The sequence below is a fragment of the Flavobacterium circumlabens genome, from assembly GCF_004345565.1.
Lineage (GTDB): Bacteria > Bacteroidota > Bacteroidia > Flavobacteriales > Flavobacteriaceae > Flavobacterium > Flavobacterium circumlabens.
Genome location: NZ_SLWA01000008.1, coordinates 180448 through 204818, shown reverse-complemented (window position 1 = coordinate 204818; position 24371 = coordinate 180448). Strand labels below are relative to the sequence as shown.

At 36.4% G+C, this 24371-nt stretch carries 27 protein-coding genes and 1 tRNA gene; 12 read left to right on the top strand and 16 right to left on the bottom strand.

Annotation, left to right across the window (positions count from 1 at the left end; genetic code table 11):
- Window positions 1-64: 64 nt before the first annotated feature.
- Window positions 65-421 carry a hypothetical protein gene (locus EV142_RS18505; RefSeq protein ID WP_132037328.1) on the top strand — a complete coding sequence of 119 codons (357 nt, stop codon included), beginning with the start codon at window positions 65-67 and terminating at the stop codon, window positions 419-421.
- 83 nt (window positions 422-504) lie between these two features.
- On the top strand, window positions 505-1716 hold the full coding sequence (locus EV142_RS18500) for a cytochrome c3 family protein (RefSeq protein ID WP_132037327.1): 1212 nt from the start codon (window positions 505-507) through the stop codon (window positions 1714-1716).
- Here EV142_RS18500 and EV142_RS18495 read toward each other — a convergent pair whose 3' ends face one another.
- From EV142_RS18495 to EV142_RS18485, 3 genes are all read right to left on the bottom strand, one after another.
- Window positions 1717-2460 (bottom strand): UDP-2,3-diacylglucosamine diphosphatase, encoded by a 744-nt coding sequence (locus EV142_RS18495; protein WP_162304653.1) that lies wholly within the window; start codon window positions 2458-2460, stop codon window positions 1717-1719.
- 70 nt (window positions 2461-2530) lie between these two features.
- Entirely contained in the window at window positions 2531-2983 is a 453-nt protein-coding gene (locus tag EV142_RS18490; protein WP_132037325.1) for a 6-pyruvoyl trahydropterin synthase family protein, read from the bottom strand.
- 192 nt (window positions 2984-3175) lie between these two features.
- A complete protein-coding gene (locus tag EV142_RS18485; RefSeq protein ID WP_132037324.1) occupies window positions 3176-3940 on the bottom strand; it encodes an enoyl-CoA hydratase/isomerase family protein in 765 nt (254 codons plus the stop codon).
- Window positions 3941-4046: 106 nt separating this feature from the next.
- On the opposite strand from EV142_RS18485, the gene EV142_RS18480 reads away from it, so the two are divergent.
- Window positions 4047-4120, top strand: a tRNA-Ala gene (locus EV142_RS18480).
- A gap of 66 nt (window positions 4121-4186) precedes the next feature.
- Here EV142_RS18480 and EV142_RS24170 read toward each other — a convergent pair.
- Together EV142_RS24170 and EV142_RS18475 are read right to left on the bottom strand one after the other, a co-directional pair.
- Window positions 4187-4363 carry a FeoB-associated Cys-rich membrane protein gene (locus tag EV142_RS24170; RefSeq protein WP_164502541.1) on the bottom strand — a complete coding sequence of 59 codons (177 nt, stop codon included), beginning with the start codon at window positions 4361-4363 and terminating at the stop codon, window positions 4187-4189.
- Window positions 4364-5392: 1029 nt separating this feature from the next.
- A complete protein-coding gene (locus EV142_RS18475) occupies window positions 5393-5914 on the bottom strand; it encodes a hypothetical protein (protein ID WP_162304651.1) in 522 nt (173 codons plus the stop codon).
- Window positions 5915-5947: 33 nt separating this feature from the next.
- Between EV142_RS18475 and EV142_RS18470 the strand changes: the two genes are divergently transcribed.
- Genes EV142_RS18470 through EV142_RS18445 form a run of 7 tightly spaced genes read left to right on the top strand, consistent with a single transcriptional unit; the run spans window position 5948 to window position 11192 of the window.
- Window positions 5948-6115 (top strand): hypothetical protein, encoded by a 168-nt coding sequence (locus EV142_RS18470; RefSeq protein WP_194100252.1) that lies wholly within the window; start codon window positions 5948-5950, stop codon window positions 6113-6115.
- A gap of 4 nt (window positions 6116-6119) precedes the next feature.
- Window positions 6120-6962, top strand: coding sequence for a hypothetical protein (locus EV142_RS24450; protein ID WP_238698755.1), 843 nt, complete (start codon window positions 6120-6122; stop codon window positions 6960-6962).
- A 43-nt stretch (window positions 6963-7005) separates the two neighbouring features.
- On the top strand, window positions 7006-8025 hold the full coding sequence (locus EV142_RS24445) for a type II secretion system protein GspD (protein WP_238698756.1): 1020 nt from the start codon (window positions 7006-7008) through the stop codon (window positions 8023-8025).
- Window positions 8025-9212, top strand: a complete 1188-nt coding sequence (locus tag EV142_RS18460) for a PilN domain-containing protein (protein ID WP_132037322.1) — start codon at window positions 8025-8027, stop codon at window positions 9210-9212. Before EV142_RS24445 ends, EV142_RS18460 begins: the two co-directional genes overlap by 1 nt.
- Window positions 9205-9729: a hypothetical protein gene (locus EV142_RS18455; protein WP_132037321.1), complete on the top strand. Its 525-nt coding sequence runs from the start codon at window positions 9205-9207 to the stop codon at window positions 9727-9729. Before EV142_RS18460 ends, EV142_RS18455 begins: the two co-directional genes overlap by 8 nt.
- Window positions 9713-10669 carry a hypothetical protein gene (locus tag EV142_RS18450; RefSeq protein WP_132037320.1) on the top strand — a complete coding sequence of 319 codons (957 nt, stop codon included), beginning with the start codon at window positions 9713-9715 and terminating at the stop codon, window positions 10667-10669. Before EV142_RS18455 ends, EV142_RS18450 begins: the two co-directional genes overlap by 17 nt.
- Before the next feature lie 7 nt (window positions 10670-10676).
- Window positions 10677-11192 (top strand): hypothetical protein, encoded by a 516-nt coding sequence (locus EV142_RS18445; RefSeq protein WP_132037319.1) that lies wholly within the window; start codon window positions 10677-10679, stop codon window positions 11190-11192.
- A 27-nt stretch (window positions 11193-11219) separates the two neighbouring features.
- On the opposite strand, the gene EV142_RS18440 is transcribed toward EV142_RS18445, so the two are convergent.
- The 3 genes from EV142_RS18440 to EV142_RS18430 are packed head-to-tail and all read right to left on the bottom strand — an operon-like array spanning window position 11220 to window position 14042.
- On the bottom strand, window positions 11220-12167 hold the full coding sequence (locus tag EV142_RS18440; RefSeq protein WP_132037318.1) for a lipid A deacylase LpxR family protein: 948 nt from the start codon (window positions 12165-12167) through the stop codon (window positions 11220-11222).
- Entirely contained in the window at window positions 12157-12930 is a 774-nt protein-coding gene (gene mtgA, locus EV142_RS18435) for a monofunctional biosynthetic peptidoglycan transglycosylase (protein ID WP_164502540.1), read from the bottom strand. The genes EV142_RS18440 and mtgA overlap by 11 nt, the downstream gene beginning before the upstream one ends.
- Window positions 12930-14042 (bottom strand): NAD(P)/FAD-dependent oxidoreductase, encoded by a 1113-nt coding sequence (locus EV142_RS18430; protein WP_132037317.1) that lies wholly within the window; start codon window positions 14040-14042, stop codon window positions 12930-12932. The genes mtgA and EV142_RS18430 overlap by 1 nt, the downstream gene beginning before the upstream one ends.
- Window positions 14043-14441: 399 nt before the next feature.
- Between EV142_RS18430 and EV142_RS18425 the strand changes: the two genes are divergently transcribed.
- The gene (locus EV142_RS18425; RefSeq protein ID WP_132037316.1) at window positions 14442-16343 is read left to right on the top strand and encodes a S9 family peptidase; all 1902 of its coding nucleotides are present in this window, start codon (window positions 14442-14444) and stop codon (window positions 16341-16343) included.
- Window positions 16344-16596: 253 nt separating this feature from the next.
- A complete protein-coding gene (locus EV142_RS18420; RefSeq protein ID WP_238698757.1) occupies window positions 16597-19017 on the top strand; it encodes an ATP-binding protein in 2421 nt (806 codons plus the stop codon).
- Here the strand turns inward: EV142_RS18420 and EV142_RS18415 are convergent.
- The 8 genes from EV142_RS18415 to accB form a co-directional block, all read right to left on the bottom strand.
- Window positions 19014-20357 carry a sigma-54-dependent transcriptional regulator gene (locus EV142_RS18415; protein WP_132037314.1) on the bottom strand — a complete coding sequence of 448 codons (1344 nt, stop codon included), beginning with the start codon at window positions 20355-20357 and terminating at the stop codon, window positions 19014-19016. The genes EV142_RS18420 and EV142_RS18415 overlap by 4 nt on opposite strands.
- A gap of 129 nt (window positions 20358-20486) precedes the next feature.
- Complete coding sequence (locus EV142_RS18410) at window positions 20487-20783, bottom strand: hypothetical protein (protein WP_132037313.1); 297 nt, start codon at window positions 20781-20783, stop codon at window positions 20487-20489.
- 5 nt (window positions 20784-20788) lie between these two features.
- The gene (locus EV142_RS18405) at window positions 20789-21088 is read right to left on the bottom strand and encodes a PepSY-like domain-containing protein (protein ID WP_132037312.1); all 300 of its coding nucleotides are present in this window, start codon (window positions 21086-21088) and stop codon (window positions 20789-20791) included.
- A gap of 32 nt (window positions 21089-21120) precedes the next feature.
- Window positions 21121-21411 (bottom strand): hypothetical protein, encoded by a 291-nt coding sequence (locus tag EV142_RS18400; protein WP_132037311.1) that lies wholly within the window; start codon window positions 21409-21411, stop codon window positions 21121-21123.
- Between the two features lie 26 nt (window positions 21412-21437).
- Window positions 21438-21734 carry a hypothetical protein gene (locus tag EV142_RS18395; protein ID WP_132037310.1) on the bottom strand — a complete coding sequence of 99 codons (297 nt, stop codon included), beginning with the start codon at window positions 21732-21734 and terminating at the stop codon, window positions 21438-21440.
- 70 nt (window positions 21735-21804) lie between these two features.
- Complete coding sequence (locus tag EV142_RS18390; protein WP_132037309.1) at window positions 21805-22101, bottom strand: hypothetical protein; 297 nt, start codon at window positions 22099-22101, stop codon at window positions 21805-21807.
- Window positions 22102-22404: 303 nt separating this feature from the next.
- Window positions 22405-23751 (bottom strand): acetyl-CoA carboxylase biotin carboxylase subunit, encoded by a 1347-nt coding sequence (gene accC / locus EV142_RS18385; RefSeq protein ID WP_132037308.1) that lies wholly within the window; start codon window positions 23749-23751, stop codon window positions 22405-22407.
- 110 nt (window positions 23752-23861) lie between these two features.
- On the bottom strand, window positions 23862-24350 hold the full coding sequence (gene accB, locus EV142_RS18380; RefSeq protein WP_132037307.1) for an acetyl-CoA carboxylase biotin carboxyl carrier protein: 489 nt from the start codon (window positions 24348-24350) through the stop codon (window positions 23862-23864).
- Between the last annotated feature and the right edge of the window lie 21 nt (window positions 24351-24371).

The following is a 24371-nucleotide window of genomic DNA, read 5'->3' as shown; positions in this document are numbered from 1 at the left end:
TATGATTTTTTTATTTAGAATTAATATAAATAATATTTATATTTGTTGAAATAAAAGATTTACAATGAGAGAAATTGAACAAATTTACCACAACAATTTTGGAATAGCTTTTTACTGGAAGAACGGAAAAGAAGTGATATCAGAGAAAATACAATTGGTTTTTAAAGAAACCGGTTTCTATTTTACGGTTGCAGAATTGAATCAGTTTTGTGAATTGATTGAGGACAGTCTGATTGAAAATGCGTGTTGTGAATCTTGCGAACTAAAAAACTCCTGTCATAAATTTTTGCTCAAAACACCCTGCGCACAAATTGATTTAGCGGTTTCAATGAAAGAATTAAATTCCATTAAAGATCTGGTGGAAGGCTCTTTATTCAAAATTGAACTGGAAGAATACGTTTACGGCGCTGGCTTAAATTAAGACGCATTCGAAATTATTTAACACTTATTTTTCATTATAAAAATATATTTTAGATTTAAACTAAAAAAAGTATATTTACTACAATGAAAAAAATAAGGTTTCTTTTTGCCATTGTTGTTCTGGCAGTATTACTCACAAACTGCACCAACAAATCTGACGAATACATTGATCCGCGCGGAACCGACTATGCAGGTTCAGAAAACTGCATACAATGTCATCAGACGCAATATGAATCTGCTTTTCACAGTTCCCATTTCAAAGCTTCCGCACCCGCAACCAAAGAAAATATTCTGGGTCATTTTACCAATGGCAAAAACACTTTTGTGTATGACAAAAACACCAAACTGGTCATGGAAGAACGCAACGACACTCTTTATCAGGTTTTGTATAAAAATGGAAAAGAAGCAAAAGCGTATCCCTTTGAGATTCTTTTTGGAACCAAACATGCGCAGACAAGTGCCTATTGGAAAAATCATTTTACTTACGAATTACCAATTTCCTATTATAAATCTATAAACAGCTGGGCAACAAGTCCGGGATATTCGGCCGTGAATCCTAATTTTGAGCGGAAAATAGACAAAGAATGTTTTGCCTGTCATAGCTCCAACATTGGAAGCAGATATATCACTACCAGCTCAGACAGCATTACTTTTATGACAATGGAAGTGGAAGAATTTATGAGCAAAAAAACATTAATTTATGGAATAGATTGCGAACGCTGCCACGGCCCCGCCAAAAAACACGTTCAGACCCATTTAAAGTTTCCGGATTTAAAAATCGCCCAGAATATTACAGGCTTCAAAAACCTGAACAGGCAGCAAAAAATAGACGCCTGCGCTTTATGCCATTCCGGGAATGACAAAATGAAACTAAAATCCAGATTTCAATTCAGGCCCGGAGAAAGCCTTACGGACTATTTCAGGGAGAGACCGGGTACACCGGACACCCTAAATTATGATGTGCATGGAAATCAGCTTGGTTTGCTTTCGCAGAGTAAGTGTTTCAGGAAAAGTCCGACAATGGATTGCATGTCCTGTCACAATCCGCATCAGGATGCCTCGCAGAATCTTGCCTCTTATTCCAAAATTTGCATGAGCTGTCATCAGCAAACCAAACATAAGGCAACAACCATAAAAACACTTTCAAAATCTATGCTGGAGAATAAATGTGTGGAATGCCATATGCCGAAGCAGGATTCGAAAGCCATTCATTTTCAACAATCCAATAAAGCTCCGATTACCAGTTATTCTTTACGAACTCATAAAATTGGGATTTATCCGCCAGGCAAAAAGTAATTATTTTTCGAATTTCTGAAGTTCAAAAGTTTCACCATCAAAAACACCATAGGTAAAATATCCGATCCAGTCACCCAGATTTACATAATTGGAGTTTTCCCCAACCGGAATAATCATTGGCAAATGGCGATGACCAAAAATAAAGTAATTATAATGTTTCGTTTCTAGTTTACGTTTGGCATACAAAACCAGCCATTCGTTTTCTTCCCCTAAAAATTTCACATCTTCATCACCCGAAATAAGTTTGTTTTTAACCGATAAATATTGGGCTAAACTTACTCCAACATCAGGATGTAACCAACGGAAAAGCCATTTGGAAAAAGGATTTGTAAACACCTTTTTCATTCTTTTATAGCCTTTGTCTCCCGGACCTTTCCCGTCTCCGTGGCCAATTAAGAATGTTTTTCCGTTAAAAGTGAATTCTTTATTGTCGTGATAAACTGGAATATTTAATTCCGTTTGAAAGTAATCATGCATCCATAAATCGTGATTCCCAACAAAGAAATAGATTGGAATTCCGCTATCCCGAATTTCAGCCAGTTTTCCTAAAACACGCACAAAACCTTTTGGTACAACCGTTTTATATTCAAACCAAAAATCAAACAAATCCCCTAATAAAAAGATTGCTTCGGCATCCTGTTTTACTTCATCTAACCACGCCACAAATTTTTGTTCGCGGGGAAGACTCAGCTCCGGAGTCGGAGCACCAAAATGCTGATCAGAAGCGAAATATACTTTCTTCATTAAGTTGTGAGTTATTAATTATGAGTTATGAGTTGCGAACGTTTGGAATTTGGAATTTTATTATTGGAATTTAAACATTATCACTCGCAAACCATTCGGCGAATGAAGATTCGGTTTCCTGAAGTTTAAGGGAAAAAAGAGAAATTCCGGCAGGCAGACGCGCAATAATTCTATCTGAAAAATCGACTACCATGTTTTCGCTTGTCGGCTGATAATCCACTAGAATAACGTGATGACCGCGATTTTTCAATTCATTTGCCAATTCGATATGTGGTGTAGTTTCATTAAAAACAGTCGCATGATCAAACTGATCGACGATTTCTTCTTTTACAATTTTCTTTAGATCCGAAAAATCGATAACCATTCCGTATTTCACATTAGACCGGTCTGTGATTGGTGAACCAATAACTGTTACCGATAATTTATAACTGTGCCCGTGAACGTTTTTACATTTTCCGTCGTAACCGTACAAAGCGTGACCGGTTTCGAAACTAAATTGTTTTGTAATTCTGATATTACTCATCGATTTGAATTTTAGGTTGCAAATTTACAAATTAATAACCGTTTTTGGGTGTTTTTTTAGCTTTGTTCTATCTGCCACAGATTTCCCGGATTTAAAGGATCAATCCTTAATAATTTTAAAATCTGCGGCAAAAAAATAAACTTACAAAAACATCCATTTTTCTGATGAAGAATGAGACTGAGACTAACACATTTATTTCTTAAACTGTGTCAAAGCCTTTCTGGTAAAATCAGACAAAACCAGTTTTCCGGTAATCGCAGCACGTTCCACGAGTAATGTTTCCCAGTTTTCAGTTCCTTCCCAAATGATCTTTTTCATTTCGAATAAAGCCTGCGGATTATAGGAACTTAATTTTTGTGCAAAATCCTCGACAGCTGCATCAAGTTCATTAGCCCCATGAATCGCCGAAAAAAGTCCGTTTTGTAACGCCCAGTCTGCCGATTTCCATTCGTGGGCAGCCAGTGTCATTTCGGCCATCGCCATTTTTCCAATTTTACGCGAAACAGCGGGTTCAATTACAAAAGGTCCGATACCAATGGCAAGTTCAGAAAGTTTTACGGCACTTTCCGGCGTTGCCAAAGTATAATCGCAAGCGGCTATAATACCGACACCTCCGCCAACGGCTTTTCCCTGAACACGGCCCATAATGATTTTCGAACATTTCCTCATCGCATTTAATAAATGAGCAAAACCAGAGAAAAATGCTTTGCCCTGCTCCTCATTTTCCACTGCAAGAAGTTCATCAAAAGACGCGCCTGAACAAAAAACCTTATTTCCCTCACTTTGAAGAACGATTACGGAGATTGTTTCATTATTACTTAACCAATTAATTTCGGAAGTAAGCCGATCCAATAATTGTCTTGGAAAAGAATTACTGGCCGGATGACCAAATTGTACCGTTGCAACGGCATTTTGAATAGTAGTCTGCAAAGATCCGCTTTGATATTCTGAACTCATAAATATAAATTTGATTGTAAAGTTACGGTTTTGGTAATTATTTTCGTCCGAACCTGTTTTGAAATTTGCTTTTTGAAAAATAATTGACTTTATTTGCTCTCGCATTGGGGGATTAGCTCATTTGGCTAGAGTGCTTGCCTGGCAGGCAAGAGGTGACCGGTTCGAATCCGGTATTCTCCACATCATTTAAAAACCCTTGTAAAACTAGTTTTACAAGGGTTTCTTTTTTTCTTCCTTTAGGAGCAGCTAGCGTTCATTTGCCGTGTTATCAACATCCGGTTCATCTTTTTCTGCTTTCTTAAAATCATTGTTTAAAAATTCCGTCAATTTCTTTTTCTCCTTTTGATTCTTTCTAATCACGAATACGATTAAAACAATTAAAACCGCAGCCACAATTCCTAATATTGTCCAGTTGATTTCCATAACTATAGTGTTTTCATTAAAAGTAAAGTTTTTATGTGTCCGGGAATATTATCAAAAGATTAAGCCTGTGATTCTAAAATCAGAAGTGATCATGGTTTTGAAAAATTCATTATTGTTCCATTTTAAAACATCTGCAAGAGTTGTGTGTTTTCTATTATAAATTTATTGAGATTTTTCTTCACAAAGTTACTATTACTTAATTTGAATATTGTTTTTAGATAAAAATTTACATTATAACTTATAAATTTAACCTGTAATTGACAATTTATTAAAACATCTCTTCGTACTTTTGCAAAAAATTTAAGGCACATAACAGCATATTGTTGCTTAAATCCATACAATTCTGTTTAGGCACTTAAAGTTTAACTCCTGTAGTAATTAATTATTGCAGTATCAATTAATCTAAAAATATAACAGACGTAAATGGAAACAATCCATTCGTCATCAAAAAAGTAATAAGTATTTGTTTTCTGAATTTTAGTATCATTTTTAAATATTTCTGAATTAGTACACTGAAATTAAAGCATACAACATTCAAACATAAAACACGTACTAAAAGCCGTAATCTCAGGATTACGGCTTTTTTTATTTACCTAAATGTAAACTATGGATATATCCTAAAAAGATAGTACATTGTCTTTTCACAATCCTGTTTCCTTAATAAAAGGTATATAGGTTAAGAGCGTTACGAGACTATTTCAATTTAAACTTCAGATCACACAAAATAAAACGGACTTAAAACATATTTTATTTTGCATTCCTTCCCTTTTAGAATTATCCGCATCAGTTGTCTTTTGCCTTTCAATTTTCAGACAACGTCAAACCGAAATATTTATTGCATGAGCCACTTACAACGCAACACATTCATAATTATTGTGTTATAAAAAACCATGTAGGTAAAACGTTACAATATAATGCCATTTTTTATTAATTTATTGAATTAAACACAATAAATTTCACAAGAAAGTTCAAATATTTCATGATTTAACAAAAGTAAAATGGGAATTTTCTTTGATAAGAAAAATAAAATTATATTTTTACGAAAAAATTAACAAGTCTTTCTGTGATAAAAAAAAAGGAATTGTAGAAAAGTGAATCTTTCGGTTTTTCTACATCTTTTAACGCTGTTTTTAAACCTTGTGTCTGCTCAAATATTTTTTCAAAATCAGGATTTATTTCCGGCAATCGAATATCCGAAATGGTAATTTTTCCGTTATTGGTAAGTTTGTTTGGACTATTGTTAATATAAGCCGCGTCGATAAAAGTGGAAGGTAATTCGCTGTTTCCCGTTAATGTAACGGTTCCCGAATAGGTAAGCGATTTGGAAATGCTGGTTAAATAAATAGCGGTTTTGTCCGTAACGTAACTTCCAACAAAATGGGCTGAGGTTACGGTGTCATTTCCTACTGATGATTGGGCCAGTAACAGCGTGAGCAAACCGTAAGATTTAGTTTTGTAATTTCCTTCGATACCGGAGTTTTCGTCTTTCTGAATTTCTTGTGGAATAATTTTATTTCCCAGTGCAAAATTAACAGCAATCAGTGTTTTCATACCGGATACAAAGGAAGAACGGCTATTTATGAAGTGCTGACCATTGATTCCGTTATTACCGAAGCCATAAAAAACAATACCGTTACGAAGTTATTCAGTAACGATGAAAATTATAAATCACTATCAGAAAAAGCTTTTGATATTTTGGCCGAAGGAGAAACGGCTTTAGAAGAAATATATTCTATTTTAATTAACTTATAAATAAATGTTTAAAAAATTAGGTTACATAATTATGGTACTGTTTTTTACAAATAGTATTATTGCACAACAAGACATCAACGAACTAAGCAAGAAACTGGACGACCTTTCCATCCAGAAAAAGGGACTTAATGAATCCATTAAAATAGACGTTTCAGGATTAACACTTCATGATTTCATTTCTTCTATAGCCGAAGAACACCAGCTGAACATTGATGTGGATACCGAATTAAATCAGCCGGTATCCAACAACTTTTTTGATGTAACCGTAAAAGATGTATTCATTCACCTGGTACAGAAATACGATCTGGAAGTTACATTTACGAACAATATCATTATTTTCAAAAAAAGGAAAACGGTAACCATCGTAGAGAAAAAAGTACCGAAGGTTATTGATGTCAGCTACAACTCCCAAAACGATTTCTTATCGGTTAAATTAGAGAACGACACCTTGTCGGCTGTTGCAAAAGCGATTATTGACAAATCAGGTAAAAATTTAGTTTTATCTCCTGACGTAAAAAGTCTTCGCGTTTCTTCCTATATCCTGAACCGTCCTTTTGATCAGGTGATCGAAATGATGTCTAAATCGAATGATCTGATTGCGACCAAAGACGAAAACGGATTTTACTTCATCGAAAAAAACAAAGACGGAGCCGTTACCGTGAACGGTGCTACACAAAAAGCAAAACAGGCTAAATCGAGTGCCGGAGTTCCCGGTTATTATGAAGTAACTGTAAATAAAAACGGCTTGTTGTCTGTAAAGGCCTATATCGCTGACGCTTCCGATTTACTAACAGAAGCAGCCGAGAAACTACACGTTAATTATTTCCTGTACAACAAAACCGGATAACGAAAAAACAACGCTTTCTGCCGACAACATCACCTTTGACGAATTGTTATTTCATATTTTCAAAGGGAAAAAATACACCTTTAAAAAACAGGATAATTTATATTTAATCGGAGATGAAGGTGCCGAAGGATTGAGAGCTACCGAAATCATTCAACTGGAAAACAGATCGATCGAACTGGTACTGGCTTCGCTGCCAAAAGTATTTTCGGAGAAACTGGAAATCAAGGAATTTGTCGAATTGAATGGTCTGGTGGCTTCGGGATCGAAATCGATACTCGAAGAATTAAAGATCTACATCAAACAGATTGACAAAGTGGTACCGATGGTACAGATTGAAGTGATCATTGTACAATACAATAAATCGCATGATGTGCAGACCGGAATGAAAGCCGGACTCGATAAAATCAACAAACAAGTGACGGGCGGAACCTTATTTCCTTCGACAGATGTAACGGTCAATTCAACTTCGGTAAACAGTCTGATCGAGGCCTTTAATGGTTTCGGAATCTTCAAACTCGGAAAAGTAACAGAGGCTTTTTACCTGAATCTGAAATTACTGGAAAACAACTCAATTGTAAAGGTAGAATCAACTCCGAAAATTGCGACCATCAGTGGTCATGAGGCAAAATTATCTATTGGGGAAACCAGTTATTATTTCGAACAAAGCAACCGATTAATAAACAGCAACATTGGGAATGACATCTTAAATTCAGGTACGTGGAAATCTACAGATGCCAATTTAAGTCTTTCCATAAAACCTTTTGTTTCAATAGACGAAAATGTAACGCTTACCATTGTGGTCGAAAAAAGTTCTTTCCTTGGAAGAGCCGGAGAAACAGCACCTCCCGGAAAAGCAACACAGAAATTTGAATCTCTGGTTCGTGTCAAAAATGGCGAAATGATATTATTGGGCGGTCTGGATGAACTGAAAAAAGAAGATGCCGGATCAGGAACTCCTTTATTATCGAGAATACCGATTATTAAATGGTTTTTCAGCAGCAGGAAAAAAGCAAAAACCAATTCGAAATTGCACATTTTTATTAAACCAACAGTGGTATATTAATGATTACATTTTTATCTAAAATAATAAAGCTAAACAACTTACATGTAATTGGAATCATCAAAAAAGAGGATGAGGAAAGTTATAATGTACTTACTGTGAAGAAAAAAGGAAACAAAATAGATATTGTAAGCAGTACTTCTTTCGATACTTTTGAAAAAGTTGCCCAAAATATCGATCTTAAGATTCCGGTGCTTCTGGCTCTTGACGGAAAAGGTATTTTAAATAAAGAAATAGATTTCAATACGGAAAGTGATGTTAACTGGTACAAAAACATTGATTTTGAATCGATTTACCATACCAGCATCATTGGCTCGGACAGTAATTTCATGAGTTTTTGCAGGAAAAACATCGTCAATGAAATTACGGATAAATTCCTTAAAAAAGGTTTTCAGGTAGCGGATATTTACATCGGTTCTTTTTTAGCGGCATTGTTATATGATGCGGTAAAAAAAGAGACGCTAACGTCAAACGATTTACTGTTAGAATTTGACAATGGCAAGCTTGTTCAATTTACCAAACAGGCAGAACCGGTACAAAAACAGAACTATACGATTGGGAAAGAAGTTATTTCAAATCAATTTCTTCCGCTCTACGGAATTATCGTTCACTTTTTTATTCAGCAGAAAGAAGTTTCGAAAACAACTAACGAAACTTTAAGCACAGAGGAAATTATTTATAAAAAAGCATTCCATATCCTGGGGATTACCATGCTAGTCGGTTTTTTATCGAGTCTTCTTTTGAGTTATCTGCTGATCCAATATTACGGTTCCAAAAATGCGGAGCTCAATCTTCAGAACGTATATTCCAGTCAATCGTATCAACTGATCCTGGATCTGGAAAAACAAAAAGAAAACAAACAACAGCTGTTAAATGAGTCGGGATTTTTATCCTCGAAGTTTCTGTCTTTTTACAGTTATGAAATTATAAAAGGAATTCCGGGTGACATTTCTTTGACGGGTCTGAATATTATTCCGGTCAGCAAAGAAGTAAAAGCCACTCAGAAAATTAGTTTTGAAGCCAAATCAATTGTCATCAAAGGCGAGACTTTTAATGAAACTTCGTTCAACAACTGGATGGAAAAATTAAAAAAGATGAGCTGGCTTAAAAATTTTGAAATCATCAGTTTCAAAAAAGACAAGAAAAATAAATCTCAATTTGAAATAAAAATCACGATAAAAGATGTTTGAGAAATATTCCTATAAAAAGAAATTTACGGCACTGGCACTGGTCTTTGTGATGCTCCTGATAACGGCCTACAAAAGATCATTTCATACTTTATTTCAGGTCATCACCGAATACAGGACTCTGTCTGAAAAAACGAATGAGATCAACAAAAAAGCCAATAACACAGAGGGTTTAACCAAAGAAATCAAGTATCTGGATCGTGTCATCGGAAAAGAAGGGATCACAAAAGAGATGGTACAGCAGGGCATCATAAGTTTTGCTTCTACCGAAAACCCTAAGGTCTCTATCAATGATTTGCAGCCGACACATGTTTTTTCTGATGAAAATTACCGGATCATCAGCAACCAGCTTGACGTTACCGGAAATTGCAACCAGCTGCTGGCCTTAGGCTATGATTTTGAGAAAAAATTTGATTTTTCGAGAATGGTCAGCATGAATTTTTACACCGTTAAAAAAAACAATACTTCTGAAGTTTTACATTTAAAAATGATTTTTCAAAATTATGAAAACACTAAATAAAATTATACCGTTCCTTTTCGTTCTCCTTCTAGTGTCCTGCGAAGATGTTTTTGAAGAAGACATTTCAGATGATATCATTGAAGTGGTATCTCCAAAAGACGACACTACGATTGAAAGTAATGTCGTTAATTTTCAATGGAATGAACTTGACGGAGCCAAAAAATACCGCTTGCAGGTATTGGACCTCAATGAAACTATTGTTGTAGACTCTTTAGTAGCCAAAACCAGCCTGAATATTCCTTTGTTAACCGGAAGTTATCAATGGAAAGTAAGAGGGGAAAACTTTGCGTACGAATCCAACTATTCCGCACTTTCCAACTTTTCTATGGTCACAACCGATGACTTAAGCAATCAGCAGGTTGTATTAACAAGTCCGGACAACAATGTGTATAAAAACAGTACAGACCTGACGATCAAATGGCAAAACCTGGCAGCTGCTACCAGCTATTCTGTTGAAGTCATTAACACGACCACCAGCGAATCAGTCTATAAAGCCGAAAGCACTACCGAAACATCCGTTGTTTTAAACAGCACCAATTTAACCAAAGACGCCAATTACCAATGGAAGGTACGAGGAATTAACAGCACGAGTCAGACTGCTCAGTTCTCTTCGAGGAATTTCTTCATCGATACCGTTGTACCGGCTGTGCCTGTCAATTCCCTTCCGGCTGTTAATGCTATTATTACCAATAATGTGTCGACTACTTTTACCTGGATTTCTCCTACGGATACCGGAACAATCCAGTCTCCTCTTTTGTACACGATAGAATTTTCCAACACCAGTACTTTTACGACCATTCTTTTCCCGACTAATAATGCGAGTACATCCTATCAGCGTATTTTTACCACATTAGGAGATTATTACTGGAGAATTAAAACGACAGATGCGGCCGGAAATGTAAGTGCCTATAGCGTACCCTTTAAGTTCACCGTAATTTAGTACAGAGATGGTCAAGAAAAAAATAAATATAATTTTAATCGTCGTTGTCCTAGGGCTATGGGGTTCTGTTTTTTACAAAACGATCAACCGTTTTTTTACTTCTAAAGAATTAGCGGTTAACAATTCCGCGGGATCCGCTACAGTAAAATTCAACCAGATTAATAAAGATACTTTTGCCTTAGAAAACGTATCCAGAGACCCTTTCCTGAACAAGCAGGTTCAGGAAGTGGTTGCCCGTCCGCAAAGACAATATGTCCCGAATCCTAACCATTCGGGGGCTGTAGTTAAAAAAGCGACAGCCGCACCAACAATGAAACATTTGATTGTATGGCCTGCTATCTCTTATCACGGCTATATAAAAGATTCGCGTGGAGAAATGGTCATCCTGAAAATTGATTCGAAAATGTTTCGCCTGAGAAAAAACGATCTTGTGGACGGACTGATGATCAAAAAAATATCCAGTGATTCTCTGGAGGTAGATTTTAACAAGGAGAAGAAAATAATTAAACGATTTAAAATTTAATCCCTCTTTCCCATATTAAAAAAAGGGCTAGTTCAACAGATACGAAAGACGGATCGAGCCATAAAAAGAGCCTGTTATTTCATGGCTGTCCAATTCTCTTCCGTGGTAAATAAAAGCGTACGAAAAATTGAAGTTATCGTGACGGTATTTCAGGCCAAACTCAGCATTGAAACGAAGCGGCTCCAAATCAAAAGTCACAGGACTTTCGTTATTGAATAAGCTTCCTTCGATTGTAGCATCGTAAAACTGATAATTAACACTCGGTATCGCATAAAAATAAAATTCTCTCACCGTATACGGCAGTACAGCACTCACTGACGCGTCATGTAAATTAGAATCATACAGCGGAAGCAATTTCTTAAAACCAATCCGGGTCAGAAAACCGGTGGAAACACCTGTAAAAATAGTCCCCAGATTTCCTTCCGACTGAAAATGGAGATCAATAAAATCGTTATGGCGTCTTGGAAATAATTTCTTCGAATACAGCGCATGTGCCTGGACACCCAAAGCATTATGAATCTGATTTTCCCAACCATACACATTTTTATATCCAATGACATGGTGGAAAGCTTCCTGCATTTCCTTCCCCAAAGAATTTTGTCCCACAAAACCCAACTGAAAATCTGTTTTTAAAACCGACTCACTGTTATAGAAAAAACTCCGGCCGGCCTCGGCAAAAAGATAACCGGCAAAAGGGCGATTGTTATTATTCCGGGCTTCAATATTAATGTATCTCGGATTGTAAATATACTGACCCACCCGAAACTCCGTTATTTTCTTATTGATTTTCGAATTCCCATTTTTTGACAAAAAGCGATAAAACAGCTCTAAACCATTGGTATAATACATATCATTTTTAGAAGATGTATATAAATCATTGTCTGTGATAAAACCGATTTCACTCGTTTTTCCCTGTCCAAAAGTGAATACCGATGTCAATAGCAGCAGTACAAAAAGCGCTTTTTTATTTCCCATTGTAATTTATTTTTCCAACGGCGCGCATTTCACGAACTATTCTTTCTTTACGTCTGTTGATATAACTGGACGATCCTGTTGCTTTAAATTTTCTTGGATTGGGCAATATAGCTGCAATTCCGGCAGCCTGCATGGCTGTTAAACTCGAAGCATCACGTCGGTACCAATGTTCCGTAGCGGCATAGGCGCCATAAACCCCATCACCCATTTCGATACTGTTCAGGTACACTTCCATGATCCGTTCTTTGCCCCAGATGACTTCTATTAAAACGGTAAAATAAGCTTCTAAACCTTTACGGAAATAACTTTTTCCCTGCCATAAAAACACATTTTTGGCCGTTTGTTGTGAGATGGTGCTTCCACCGCGAATCCTGCGGCCACGCTCATTGCTTTTATAGGCTTTTTGAAGTGCCTTAAAATCAAAACCATTGTGGTATAAAAAAGTGCCGTCTTCACTGGCAATAACCGCTTTCTGCAAATTCATCGAAATCTTGTCAATCGGTTCCCAGTCATGATCAAAGTATACTTCTTTCCCACCCATTTTATTTTCGATTGCCCGAATTACCATCAATGGCGTAAAAGGTACGGGTACATATTTAAAAAAGATGACCGACCCAATGGAGAGTCCGAAGAACCATAGAAATAATTTGATAAAAAACCATTTCACTTTTTCTCCTAAAGAACGATTTGATTTCTTTGAAGCTGTTCTAGGCTTCGGTTTACTTGCGGTTGTTTTTTTTGGTGCTGGTTTTTTGACTGCCATTATATTAAATCTGCTAATTCTGTTCCTATTAAACTTCCTATTGCTACCCCCATCCCGCCTAAACGCACTCCACAAAACACGTTTTCAGTCAGTTGTGTAACCACAGGCGTTTTACTGTTTCCGACGCCCATAATACCGCTCCAACGGTGGGCAATCTGAAATTCCTGATTTGGTAAAATTACATTTTTAAGTAAATCCTCCAATTTATTTTGCACAATTTTGGTCTGACCAAATTCGGTTGTGGTTTCGGTCTCAAAATCAAGGTTGCGCCCTCCTCCCAGTAAAATACGATCGCCGATGTTCCTGAAATAATAATACCCCCGATCCAGATGAAAAGTCCCCCTGATATCTAAGTTCGGAATAGGCTCTGTAATTAAAACCTGAGCCCTTGCCGGTTGCACGGCTCCTTTTGTTAACGTATTGGCGAACCCATTTGTTGCAAAAAGTATCTTTTTGGACGTAAAACTAAAATCACCCAATACCACTTCGACATCATTACCTGTATCCAGATAAGAGGTTACCGTTTGCTGATTCAAAATCAGAATATTGGCGGCAACAGCCTGTTTCAGCAATTCCTGCATCATGTTTCCGGTATCGAGCTGCGCTTCAAACGGATTAAAAACCAAATAGTCCTGAATGTTTTCAAAACCAAAACGATCTACTTCCTTGCTAAAAACATCCGCTTTAAAAAGTGGTTTTAGTATCTCGTTTATAAAGGGCAATTTACTCAGACAATCTGTGAAACCTCTTTCATCTTCCTTCAGAAAAATTTCATATCCGCCATGTGGCTTAAAATCCATTGCAGCATCTCCCAATCTTTTTCGAAGCAGCTGCAAACCCTGCCAGCGTTTTTCAACCAGCTGGACCACATCTTCTTCTGAATGCGTTTTCAGATCCTCCATAATTTCAGAAAGGCTTCCGAAACAGGCGAAACCCGCATTTTTTGTACTGGCACCCTGCGGCAGCATGCCTCTTTCTAAAACCAGGATTTTTGCTGTTGGGAATCTTTCGCGTAAGCGCAGGCCTGCATGCAAACCCACTATGCCGCTGCCCACGATCGTATAATCCACATCCGTGAACCAATTTTTAAGCTCCCAGTAACTTAATTCCATGAATCAATTTTTTATAAAAATACAGATTTTTTGTTTTACCATATAAGTAATGGAAGTTCATTTAAGAGTTTTTTTTAAAACAGATGTCAGGCTGAGCGGAGTCGAAGCCCCTTTTATTTCCACAAGCTTTCGACTCCGCTCAGGGTCACAATCTCAATAACTATCAAAACAAACAAACCTCATGCTTAAATGAAACTTACATCACTTATATGGTTTTAAACACATGTCAGGCTAAGCGAAGTAGAAGCCCCTTTTATTTCCAGAAGCCTTTGACTCCGCTCAGGGTGACAGAACAATTAAAAGTTTTAACAATAATTGGAATTTGGAATTTATCCCGAGGCTTCGGGATTGGAATTTAAAATTCGTACTTTTAGCTCCTCAAAAATTAGATTATCAATTATGAAAAAAGTATTATTCACAACCTTAATAATGATGAGTTTAAACGCTATCGGACAGAATGTAATGTCACCGGAATTGTTATGGAAATTAGGAAGAGTGACACCGCTTGGCCTTTCGAAAGACGAAAAAAATGTTGTTTTTAAGGTTACTACCCCTTCGATCGAGGAAAACAAATCGCATTCTAAATTTTACACTTTACCCGTAAATGGCGGAAATGCAACTGAAATCAAAGACACTAAAGACGTGTTGAAAGACAAAAATGTTTCGCCTGACGGAAAATTTTTGGTGTACAATGAAGAGGTGAAAATTGATAAAGTTTTAGGAAAAGATTTTTATCCAAACCTTGACAAATCTGATGCTCAGATTTACGATGGTTTGGATTACCGCCACTGGGATACCTGGAATGAAGGTAAATTCAATCACGTTTTTTACAAGGAAAACAAAGAAGGCGCGGCCGGAATTGATATTTTAAGAGAAGAGACTTTTGACAGTCCGCAGAAACCATTTGGCGGCGACGAAGATTATATCTGGTCTCCTGATGGGAAAAGCATTTTGTATGTGTGCAAGAAAAAAGCGGGAACTGCCTACGCCATTTCTACCAACACCAACATTTACGAGTACAATTTAGAGACTCAGAAAACAGTCAACAGAACCGAGGACAACTTAGGTTACGATATGGCTCCGCAATTTTCCCCAACGGGAAATCTGACCTGGCTGCAAATGAAACGCGATGGTTATGAAGCAGACAAAAACGATATTATTGTCGATTTTAAAGGAATCAAAACAAACCTGACGGCAAACTGGGATGGCACTGTAGACCATTTCATCTGGAGTAAAGATGGGAAAAATGTATTTTTTGTGGCACCGGTTGATGGTACCAAACAGCTTTTTACGGTTAATTTCCCTGGTTTGACAAGAATTGCCATTACGGTGCGTCAGTTAACGAATGGTGATTTTGACGTGAATGATTTGGTTGGTTTTTCCGGTGATGATATTATTGTGACCAGAACGGATATGAATCATGCGGCTGAGATTTTTTCTTATAATTTAAAGAAAAATACCTGGAAACAATTGTCGAACGTCAATACAGAAACTTATAAAACACTTACTTTAAGCAAAACAGAGAAACGTTATGTAACGACTACGGACGGCAAGAAAATGTTGGTTTGGGTAATTTTACCACCCAATTTTGATGCCACCAAAAAATATCCAACCCTATTGTATTGTCAGGGTGGGCCACAGTCTGCATTGACACAATCGTATTCGTACCGTTGGAATTTCTCCTTAATGGCAGCTAAAGGATATGTGGTCGTGGCTCCCAACCGTCGCGGAATGCCGGGACACGGAGTAGAATGGAACGAGCAAATCAGTAAAGACTGGGGTGGACAGGTGATGGACGATTATTTGTCTGCCATTGATGATGTTGCCAAAGAAAGCTATGTTGACAAAAGCCGTTTAGGTTGTGTCGGGGCGAGTTACGGAGGATATTCTGTGTTTTATTTAGCCGGAATTCACAACAAACGTTTCAAGACTTTTATCGCGCATGATGGTGTTTTCAATACACAAAGTATGTTCGGAACGACAGAAGAAGTTTTCTTTAACAACTGGGATTTCGGTGGTGCTTACTGGGAAAAAGACAATGCTGTGGCACAAAAAACATATACTACTTTCAACCCTGCAAGTCTGGCACAAAACTGGAATACGCCCATTTTAATTGTTCAGGGAGGAAAAGATTTCCGTGTACCAATCGGACAGGGACAAGAAGCTTTTCAGGCAGCCCAGTTAAGAGGAATTAAAAGTCGTTTGCTTTATTTCCCGGAAGAAAATCACTGGGTTTTAAAACCTCAGAATGCTCAGGTTTGGCAAGGTGAATTCTTTAAATGGTTAAAAGAAACCCTTTAGTCAGATTTCAATTGAAACCCTGAATTTTAAGTGATTTCTAAACGATAATACAATTTAGATGTATTTTCATCCAAATAGCTGTAGATTTATATAATCTGCAGCTATTTTGTTTTCCACAACTTTTAATTATATAAAATATTAGTCTAAAATATATTTCTAAAAAGGGAAAAATTTAAATAAATTGCGAGAGTTTCAATTACATAAAACATTCAACACCTACGCGCTATCATTTATGGAGAGTAAAAAAAGTTACATGCCGTTCAAAGTACTCTTCAGTTATATTGCATTGCTGGGACTAGTAGTTACTGTTGGATGGTTTTTATATTCTGAAAATGCTGTTTACAATAAACTGGAAGATAAAATCGCCTTGGAAAAAACGAAAATCCTACGAGTGAGTAAGCTTTTTTCGAATGTATACAAAACGGAAAGTCTGGCCCGAAAAACGATTCAGACCAACTCTGAAAATGATTTTAAAAGTTACCTGATCGAAACGGATTCCTTAAAATCCAGAATAGATACCTTAAAACAAATTGTCACTACCGAATATCAGAAAGTATTATTAGATAGTGTCACGTATTTCTTATCTGAAAAAACAGATAATATAAAACAGTTAAAAGCCATAAAAAGCAAAGCCGAGGATGAAGTTTCGGTGAATACGGCTATTAACGAAATTACTAAAATGGAGTTTAAACTGCGTAAATTAGAACTACGGGATTTTAACAAAAATCCGAATGATTTAGGCAGTTACCAACGAAATGTGCTCCAGAAATATGTCGATTACCTGAATCAGAATATTCCGGACGACAGCACTAATACGCTGAGCAAACAAGCCTCTGACTCTATTCTGGCCAATTCGAAAAAGCTGTTGAGCAACGTAAAACTAAAGGCAGAAAAGAAAAAGGAATCCCTGAATTTCGAAGAAAACAAACTGCTTAAAAATGAAATTGCCATATCGGAACAACTCCGGAAAGTACTTCGTATTATTGAAAGAGAAATTATCATTAACTCGATAAAAAACAATTTACTAAAAGAAAAATCACTTAAAAAAGTCAACGAAATTGTAACGGTTTCTGCTATTATCGGGCTGTTTTTAACGGTATTCTTCTCTATCTTAATTGTGAGTGATTACTCCAAATCACAGCTTTACAAAAAACAGCTGGAAATTGCGAACTTCAAAACCAAAAACCTGCTTAAAAGCCGGGAACAGCTAATTTCGACCGTGAGCCATGATTTAAAAACACCTTTGAGCACCATTGTAGGTTACACCGAACTTTTGGGCAATTCGGATGTCAATACCAAACAATCGTATTTCGTTAAAAACATAAAAAACTCCTCTGAATATATTTCACAGTTAGTTCAGGATTTACTGGATTTTTCTCAAATCGAAGCCGGAAAAATCAGCATCGAAAAAGTACCTTTCGTGTTACCGGAAGTGATTGAGGATGCAGCCAGAAATATACAGACTGTTTATAAAAACAAAAACATCGATCTTATTATTAATGTTGATGAAAAACTGAACAGCAAGATTGTCGGAGATCCGTTTCGTCTGAAACAGATCCTGACCAACCTTGTGGGAAATGCATATAAATTTACAGAAGAAGGTTTTATAAAAATCAGTTCTTATGTGAGTGATGATGCTTTTTTTGTGATTACCATAGAAGACACCGGAATCGGAATTGAAAAAGCAAATCAACAACTGGTCTTTGAGGAATTTGCCCAGGCCAACGAAAACATCGAAAAAAAATATGGAGGAACCGGTCTTGGTCTTTCGATCTGTCAAAAAATAATAACAATTCTGGGAGGAAATCTAACCCTTGAAAGTACTTTTGGAGAAGGAAGTACTTTTGAAATCAGACTTCCCTTATTATTTGACAATAGTCCCTATACTCCTCCAGAAATTAAAAAGCAGCCCGTTTTCACTAAGATGAAAAAACAGACTTTTATTGTAATTGATGATGATATTAATCTACTGAATTTAACGAGCGGGGTTTTAAAACAGGAAAAACATCATGTTTTATCTTTCAACAGGGCATCGAAAGCATTAGACACTATTGCTACTACCAATTTCGATTTTATCATTACCGATATTCAGATGCCGGAAATGGATGGCTTTATGTTTATTGAAAAATTAAAAAGCACCAATACTACTACATTCAAAAACCAACCGGTTATTGCACTGACGGGACGAACCGATCTGGATTTTTCTGTTTACAGCAATGCCGGGTTTACAAGTGTTATTAAAAAACCCTATTCGCCAAAAGTGTTATTGGAAACAATTCATCAAATTTTAGCGCACAATCCTCTTCCAATGGATGCAATTAAACCTATTGAAGAAATTTCCTATACACAACTTTATTCCTTAGAAACCCTGAAAGAGTTTTTAGGAAATGACAATGAATCCTTAAAGGATGTTATAAACTCCTTTATTGAGAGTACAGAAGAAAATCTGGTTTATTTAGACACTGCTATTATTGAAAACAACACCGCGCAAATTGGTGCTATTGCCCACAGAATTGCGCCCATGTTTAAGCAGATTCAGTCGAATGAAATTGCGAATATTCTAAAAGCGTTAGAGAAAGAGGAATATAAAAAGGAGGATCTGAAAGGTGTTTTGGAAAAATTAAAAACCAAAACGGAGATCCTGTTCACCTCTTTAAAACAGGAAATCGTTTAATCTATATTGTACTGCTTTAATTTATTGTAAAGTGTTTTTCTGGTAATTTTAAGCATTTTTGCGGCTTCGGATTTATTGTTCTGTGCTTTTGATAACGCATGAATGATAGTTTCTTTCTCGTTATCGGACAAGGAGAAATTCCCTGTCGCAGTTTGCTGCTTCTGAATCTGAAAAAATTCGGCCGGCAATACGTCACTTTCAATAAAATCGCCTCGAGACAATAAAGTGGCACGTTTTACGCAATTCTGAAGTTCACGTAAATTTCCGGGCCAGCTGTAGTTCTGAAAAATCTGGACTACTTCCGGTGCAAAACCGATAATTTCCTTATTTAATTGCTGATTGGCTTTCTCCAGAAAATAATCGGCGAAAACCATCAAATCTTCTCCTCTGTCGGTCAGTGAAGGAGACTGAATCGAAAACTCATTAATCCTGTGGTATAAATCTTCACGGAAATCACCATTTTTGACTGCTTCGCGTAAATCTTCATTAGTTGCCGTAATGATTCTGATATCGACGTTTATTTCTTTATTACTTCCAACGGGTTTAATCTTTCTTTCCTGAAGTGCTCTTAGCAGCTGTATCTGATTTTCATAAGAAAGATTCCCTATTTCATCCAGGAAAAGAGTTCCTCCGTTAGCGGCTTCAAAATAGCCCATTTTATCGCTGATTGCTCCGGTAAAAGATCCTTTCAGGTGTCCGAAAAATTCGCTTGCCGCCAGTTCTTTCGGAATGGCACCACAATCAACAGCAATAAAATTATTGTTTTTTCTGTTACTTTGCTCATGAATACTTTTCGCGATGATTTCTTTACCTGTCCCACTTTCTCCAATAATCAAAACCGACATATCGGTAGGGCTGACCAATTGAATGTGGTCCAATAGTTTTTTGGAAGCAATAGAAATTCCTTTTACAAATTCGTTTTCGCTTGTATTATTTGGTTTCCTAATTGGTTTCTTTTCTTTGGCGGGAGCTTCTGTCTGCGGAGTCTGTAACGCATTTGTAATTACCAGCAAAACCTCATCCGGATTAAACGGTTTGGAAATATAGTCGGCAGCACCGTTTTTGATCGCTTTTACCGCCGTATTTACATCCGAATAGCCTGTCATCAATATTACAGGTGTTTCAGGGTTGGAGGCCTTAAATTCAGCCATCAGTCCAATGCCATCAGAATCAGGCAAACGAAGATCCGTCAAAATCAAATCAAAAGATTGATTTTTAATTGCTAACCGGGCTTCTGCTGCTGAAAAAGCAACAATAACTTCATACTCTTTTTTTATCAGAAACTTCTCTAATAATTTGCAGAATGAAATATCATCTTCTATTAGTAATATCTTTGGCATTTGCTTTTTGGTACTTTTTTGCTAAAATAATACTATTAAACTTGTATTTTCACAAAATTTTGCAAAAAAAAAGAGATTGTTATTTAAACAATCTCTTTTTCACCAAAAACATAAATCTAATTCACCTAATTATATTTTCAACCAATTGCCATTGACATCTGAGTAAACAGTAGCCTTTTGGTCACCAACTGCTATATCTAATTTGTATTCTTTTTTATCGTTTACGTAAGCTTTAACCAATTTAGCACCCGGGTAAGCAGTCTCCAGTGCTTTTTTGACTGGCACCGGAACAGTATCTGCTCCGATCTCCGTATATTCAGTCTGGTACTCTGCCTCAATTTTTACTTCTTCTGAATGTACCATTGATGTGGCGTAAATAGACAAACTTCCTAAAACGATTGCTGCTGATAAAACTATCTTTTTCATCTTATTTATTTTTTAATGATGTTTCCTGCAGCATCTGTGAATACGGTGTATTTTTTATCTCCTTTAGAGATTTCAAGTTTATACTCTTTCTTCTCGTTTACATACGCTTTTTCAAGTTTTGTACCCGGAAAAGATTTTTCAACTGTTGACTTTACGGCTGCCGGAACAGCATCTGCACTAACCTCAGTAAACTCATCCTGAATTGTTACCGATTGATTCACTGAAGTTTTTATTACCGGAGCTGTAGCTGCGTTAACAGTTAAACTTCCTAAAACGATTGCTGTTGATACTAGTAACTTTTTCATAATGATTGTTTTGTGGGTTATTGATAATTAGTTTATTTTTTAAGAATATTTCCTTTGGCATCCGTGTAAACAGTAGATTTTTCTTCTCTTACAATAATGTCAATTTTGTATTCTTTCTTTTCGTTAACATAAGCTTTCTCCAGCTTTACTCCAGGGTAAGCATTATCTAAAGCTGTTTTAATAGCTGCCGGAACAGCATCAATTTCTTTATATTCGTCCTGTGTGATTTCTGACTGAATAACAGCACTTTTAACATAAGTGTTTCCAGCCTGCATTGACATAGTTCCCAGAACTATTGCCGCAGATAAAATTAATTTTTTCATAATCTATAGTTTTTTAGTTAAGTTGGTTATTTTTTGATCCAGGATCCGTCTGCATTTGCAAAAAGAGATCCTACTTTATCACCAACTGTAACGTCTAGTTTGTATTGCGAACTTGCATTTTTATATGCTTTGGAAAGTACTGCATCCGGATATGCTTTTTTAAGAGCATCAGTAATTGCTGCCGGAACTTCCTCTAATTTGATTTCAGTATATTCTTCCTGAATCGAGATTGTTTTTACGATTGTATTTGTGATTGGCGAGGTTGAGGCAAATGATGTTAAACCTCCCAAAACGATTGCGGCTGATAAAAATAAATTTTTCATGGTAGTTATATTTTAATATTGTTAATTTGATCTTAGTATTCTTGATTTGAATTTTCACGGGAACACTAAATTATTTTTTAATCCAGGTTCCGTCTGCGTTAGCGAAAAGATTACCTGTTTTGTCTCCTACGGTAACGTCCAGTTTGTATTCTGATTTTGCATTTTTGTATGCTTTAGAAAGTACTGCATCCGGGTATGCTTTTTTCAAAGCTTCTGTAACTGCAGCTGGCAATTCTTCTAATTTGATTTCAGTATATTCATCCTGAACTGAGATTGTTTTTACGATTGTAGTAGTTATCGGAGAAGTTGAAGCAAATGAAGTTAAACCTCCCAAAACGATTGCGGCTGATAAAAATAAATTTTTCATAATGTATATATTTAAATTATTTAATAGTTGTTTTACGCTTTAGATAATGAAATTATTGTGCCGCAACTTCAAAATCGCCCAACAAACCCCTTAAGCCCTTTAAAACAAAGCATTAAGCTAAATGTGCCAAAATTTAGAACTGTAAAAAACTGTATACTATTACGAAATAGTGTGTAAAAAGTATACACAAAAAGTGTTTACTTCGGTATTTACGATCAGAAACCCGACAGGTTTTAAAACCTGTCGGGTTTAAAAAAAAGGCTGTAAACGAAAAAAGGCTGTCGAAATCGACAGCCTTTATCTTTATTCTATTGGATTCATTTTAAAAGTATCCATAAATGCAGTGGTATAATCTCCTGCAATATATCTCGGATCATCCATTAATTGTCTATGGAAAGGTATTGTAGTTTTCACCCCTTCGATAACGAATTCATCTAAAGCTCTTCGCATTTTGCTAATGGCTTCTTCACGTGATTGTGCTGTTGTAATTAACTTCGCAATCATCGAATCGTAATTTGGCGGAATCGTATAACCTGAATAAACGTGTGTATCTAAACGTACTCCATGACCTCCCGGCATATGAAGCGTAGTAATTTTTCCCGGTGAAGGGCGAAAATCGTTATAAGGATCCTCAGCATTAATACGACATTCGATAGCGTGTAGTTCCGGTAAGTAGTTTTTTCCTGAAATTGGAATTCCGGCTGCTACCATAATCTGCTCACGGATCAAATCATAATCAATAACTTGTTCTGTAATCGGATGCTCTACCTGAATACGGGTATTCATTTCCATGAAATAGAAGTTTCTGTGTTTGTCAACCAAAAATTCTACTGTTCCGGCTCCTTCGTATTTAATGAACTCAGCTGCTTTTACGGCTGCTGCTCCCATTGCATTACGCAATTCATCGGTCATGAAAGGGGAAGGAGTTTCTTCAGTAAGTTTTTGGTGACGACGTTGTACCGAGCAGTCTCTTTCTGAAAGGTGACATGCTTTTCCGTATGAATCTCCAACCACCTGAATTTCGATATGACGTGGTTCTTCAATAAGTTTCTCCATGTACATTCCGTCATTTCCAAATGCTGCGGAAGCTTCCTGACGTGCACTTTCCCAGGCTTTCAAAAGCTCTTCTTCTTTCCAGACAGCACGCATTCCTTTTCCACCACCACCTGCAGTAGCTTTAAGCATCACCGGGTAACCGAATTCTTTAGCTAATTTTTGTGTCTGTTCGAAAGATTCTAATAATCCTTCGGAACCTGGTACACATGGAACTCCTGCAGCTTTCATCGTAGCCTTGGCAGAAGCTTTATCACCCATTTTATCAATCATTTCCGGTGCAGCACCAATAAATTTGATTCCGTGTTCCTGACAAATTTTTGAGAATTTAGCATTCTCAGAAAGAAATCCATAACCCGGGTGTATTGCGTCTGCATTGGTAATTTCTGCAGCAGCAATGATATTTGACATTTTCAAATACGATAAGTTACTTGGAGGAGGTCCAATACAAACCGCTTCGTCAGCAAACTTAACATGTAGACTTTCAGCATCGGCTGTAGAGTAAATTGCTACAGTTTTAATTCCCATCTCTTTACATGTACGAATTACACGAAGTGCAATTTCTCCTCTATTCGCAATTAATATTTTTTTAAACATCTTATTTTAATTAGATAATTAGACAATTTGATAATTAGATAATTCTAGATGATTAACAAATTTTTGATTGTGAATCCTTCTAAAACCTAAAATCTAAAATCTAAATTTATTTATGATGGATCAACTAAAAATAAAGGTTGGTCAAATTCTACAGGAGACATATCGTCTACCAGAATTTTTACAATTTTACCTGAAACTTCTGATTCGATTTCGTTGAATAATTTCATTGCTTCAATTACACATAGAACATCACCTTTTGCAATAGTACTTCCCACTTCAGTGAAAACGGATTTGTCCGGAGAAGGTTTTCTATAAAAAGTTCCAATTATTGGAGATTTTATAGTTATATATTTAGAATCCTCTGACACAGCTGGTGCTTCAGTGTTAACATTTACAACAACCGGAGCTGTTTGCTGAGGGGCAACTGCTTGCTGCAATGCAGGCTGAGCAGGTAATTGTTGCACGTAAGTAGCTTCTGTTACATTTGTTTCCAATGTTGTTCTGATAGTGATTTTTACATCATCCATTTCCAACTTCACTTCTGCAACTCCCGAATTTGCAACAAATTTGATTAGGTTTTGAATTTCTTTTAAATCCATAATGATTCGATTTTAGTTTAA

Excerpts from the sequence above, each read along its gene's own strand:
- EV142_RS18505 (WP_132037328.1), top strand. The coding sequence starts at position 65 with ATGAGAGAAATTGAACAAATTTACCACAACAATTTTGGAATAGCTTTT.
- EV142_RS18500 (WP_132037327.1), top strand. The coding sequence starts at position 505 with ATGAAAAAAATAAGGTTTCTTTTTGCCATTGTTGTTCTGGCAGTATTA.
- EV142_RS18495 (WP_162304653.1), bottom strand. The coding sequence starts at position 2,460 with ATGAAGAAAGTATATTTCGCTTCTGATCAGCATTTTGGTGCTCCGACT.
- EV142_RS18490 (WP_132037325.1), bottom strand. The coding sequence starts at position 2,983 with ATGAGTAATATCAGAATTACAAAACAATTTAGTTTCGAAACCGGTCAC.
- EV142_RS18485 (WP_132037324.1), bottom strand. The coding sequence starts at position 3,940 with ATGAGTTCAGAATATCAAAGCGGATCTTTGCAGACTACTATTCAAAAT.
- EV142_RS24170 (WP_164502541.1), bottom strand. The coding sequence starts at position 4,363 with ATGGAAATCAACTGGACAATATTAGGAATTGTGGCTGCGGTTTTAATT.
- EV142_RS18475 (WP_162304651.1), bottom strand. The coding sequence starts at position 5,914 with ATGAAAACACTGATTGCTGTTAATTTTGCACTGGGAAATAAAATTATT.
- EV142_RS24450 (WP_238698755.1), top strand. The coding sequence starts at position 6,120 with ATGTTTAAAAAATTAGGTTACATAATTATGGTACTGTTTTTTACAAAT.
- EV142_RS18460 (WP_132037322.1), top strand. The coding sequence starts at position 8,025 with ATGATTACATTTTTATCTAAAATAATAAAGCTAAACAACTTACATGTA.
- EV142_RS18455 (WP_132037321.1), top strand. The coding sequence starts at position 9,205 with ATGTTTGAGAAATATTCCTATAAAAAGAAATTTACGGCACTGGCACTG.
- EV142_RS18450 (WP_132037320.1), top strand. The coding sequence starts at position 9,713 with ATGAAAACACTAAATAAAATTATACCGTTCCTTTTCGTTCTCCTTCTA.
- EV142_RS18445 (WP_132037319.1), top strand. The coding sequence starts at position 10,677 with ATGGTCAAGAAAAAAATAAATATAATTTTAATCGTCGTTGTCCTAGGG.
- EV142_RS18440 (WP_132037318.1), bottom strand. The coding sequence starts at position 12,167 with ATGGGAAATAAAAAAGCGCTTTTTGTACTGCTGCTATTGACATCGGTA.
- mtgA (WP_164502540.1), bottom strand. The coding sequence starts at position 12,930 with ATGGCAGTCAAAAAACCAGCACCAAAAAAAACAACCGCAAGTAAACCG.
- EV142_RS18430 (WP_132037317.1), bottom strand. The coding sequence starts at position 14,042 with ATGGAATTAAGTTACTGGGAGCTTAAAAATTGGTTCACGGATGTGGAT.
- EV142_RS18425 (WP_132037316.1), top strand. The coding sequence starts at position 14,442 with ATGAAAAAAGTATTATTCACAACCTTAATAATGATGAGTTTAAACGCT.
- EV142_RS18420 (WP_238698757.1), top strand. The coding sequence starts at position 16,597 with ATGCCGTTCAAAGTACTCTTCAGTTATATTGCATTGCTGGGACTAGTA.
- EV142_RS18415 (WP_132037314.1), bottom strand. The coding sequence starts at position 20,357 with ATGCCAAAGATATTACTAATAGAAGATGATATTTCATTCTGCAAATTA.
- EV142_RS18410 (WP_132037313.1), bottom strand. The coding sequence starts at position 20,783 with ATGAAAAAGATAGTTTTATCAGCAGCAATCGTTTTAGGAAGTTTGTCT.
- EV142_RS18405 (WP_132037312.1), bottom strand. The coding sequence starts at position 21,088 with ATGAAAAAGTTACTAGTATCAACAGCAATCGTTTTAGGAAGTTTAACT.
- EV142_RS18400 (WP_132037311.1), bottom strand. The coding sequence starts at position 21,411 with ATGAAAAAATTAATTTTATCTGCGGCAATAGTTCTGGGAACTATGTCA.
- EV142_RS18395 (WP_132037310.1), bottom strand. The coding sequence starts at position 21,734 with ATGAAAAATTTATTTTTATCAGCCGCAATCGTTTTGGGAGGTTTAACA.
- EV142_RS18390 (WP_132037309.1), bottom strand. The coding sequence starts at position 22,101 with ATGAAAAATTTATTTTTATCAGCCGCAATCGTTTTGGGAGGTTTAACT.
- accC (WP_132037308.1), bottom strand. The coding sequence starts at position 23,751 with ATGTTTAAAAAAATATTAATTGCGAATAGAGGAGAAATTGCACTTCGT.
- accB (WP_132037307.1), bottom strand. The coding sequence starts at position 24,350 with ATGGATTTAAAAGAAATTCAAAACCTAATCAAATTTGTTGCAAATTCG.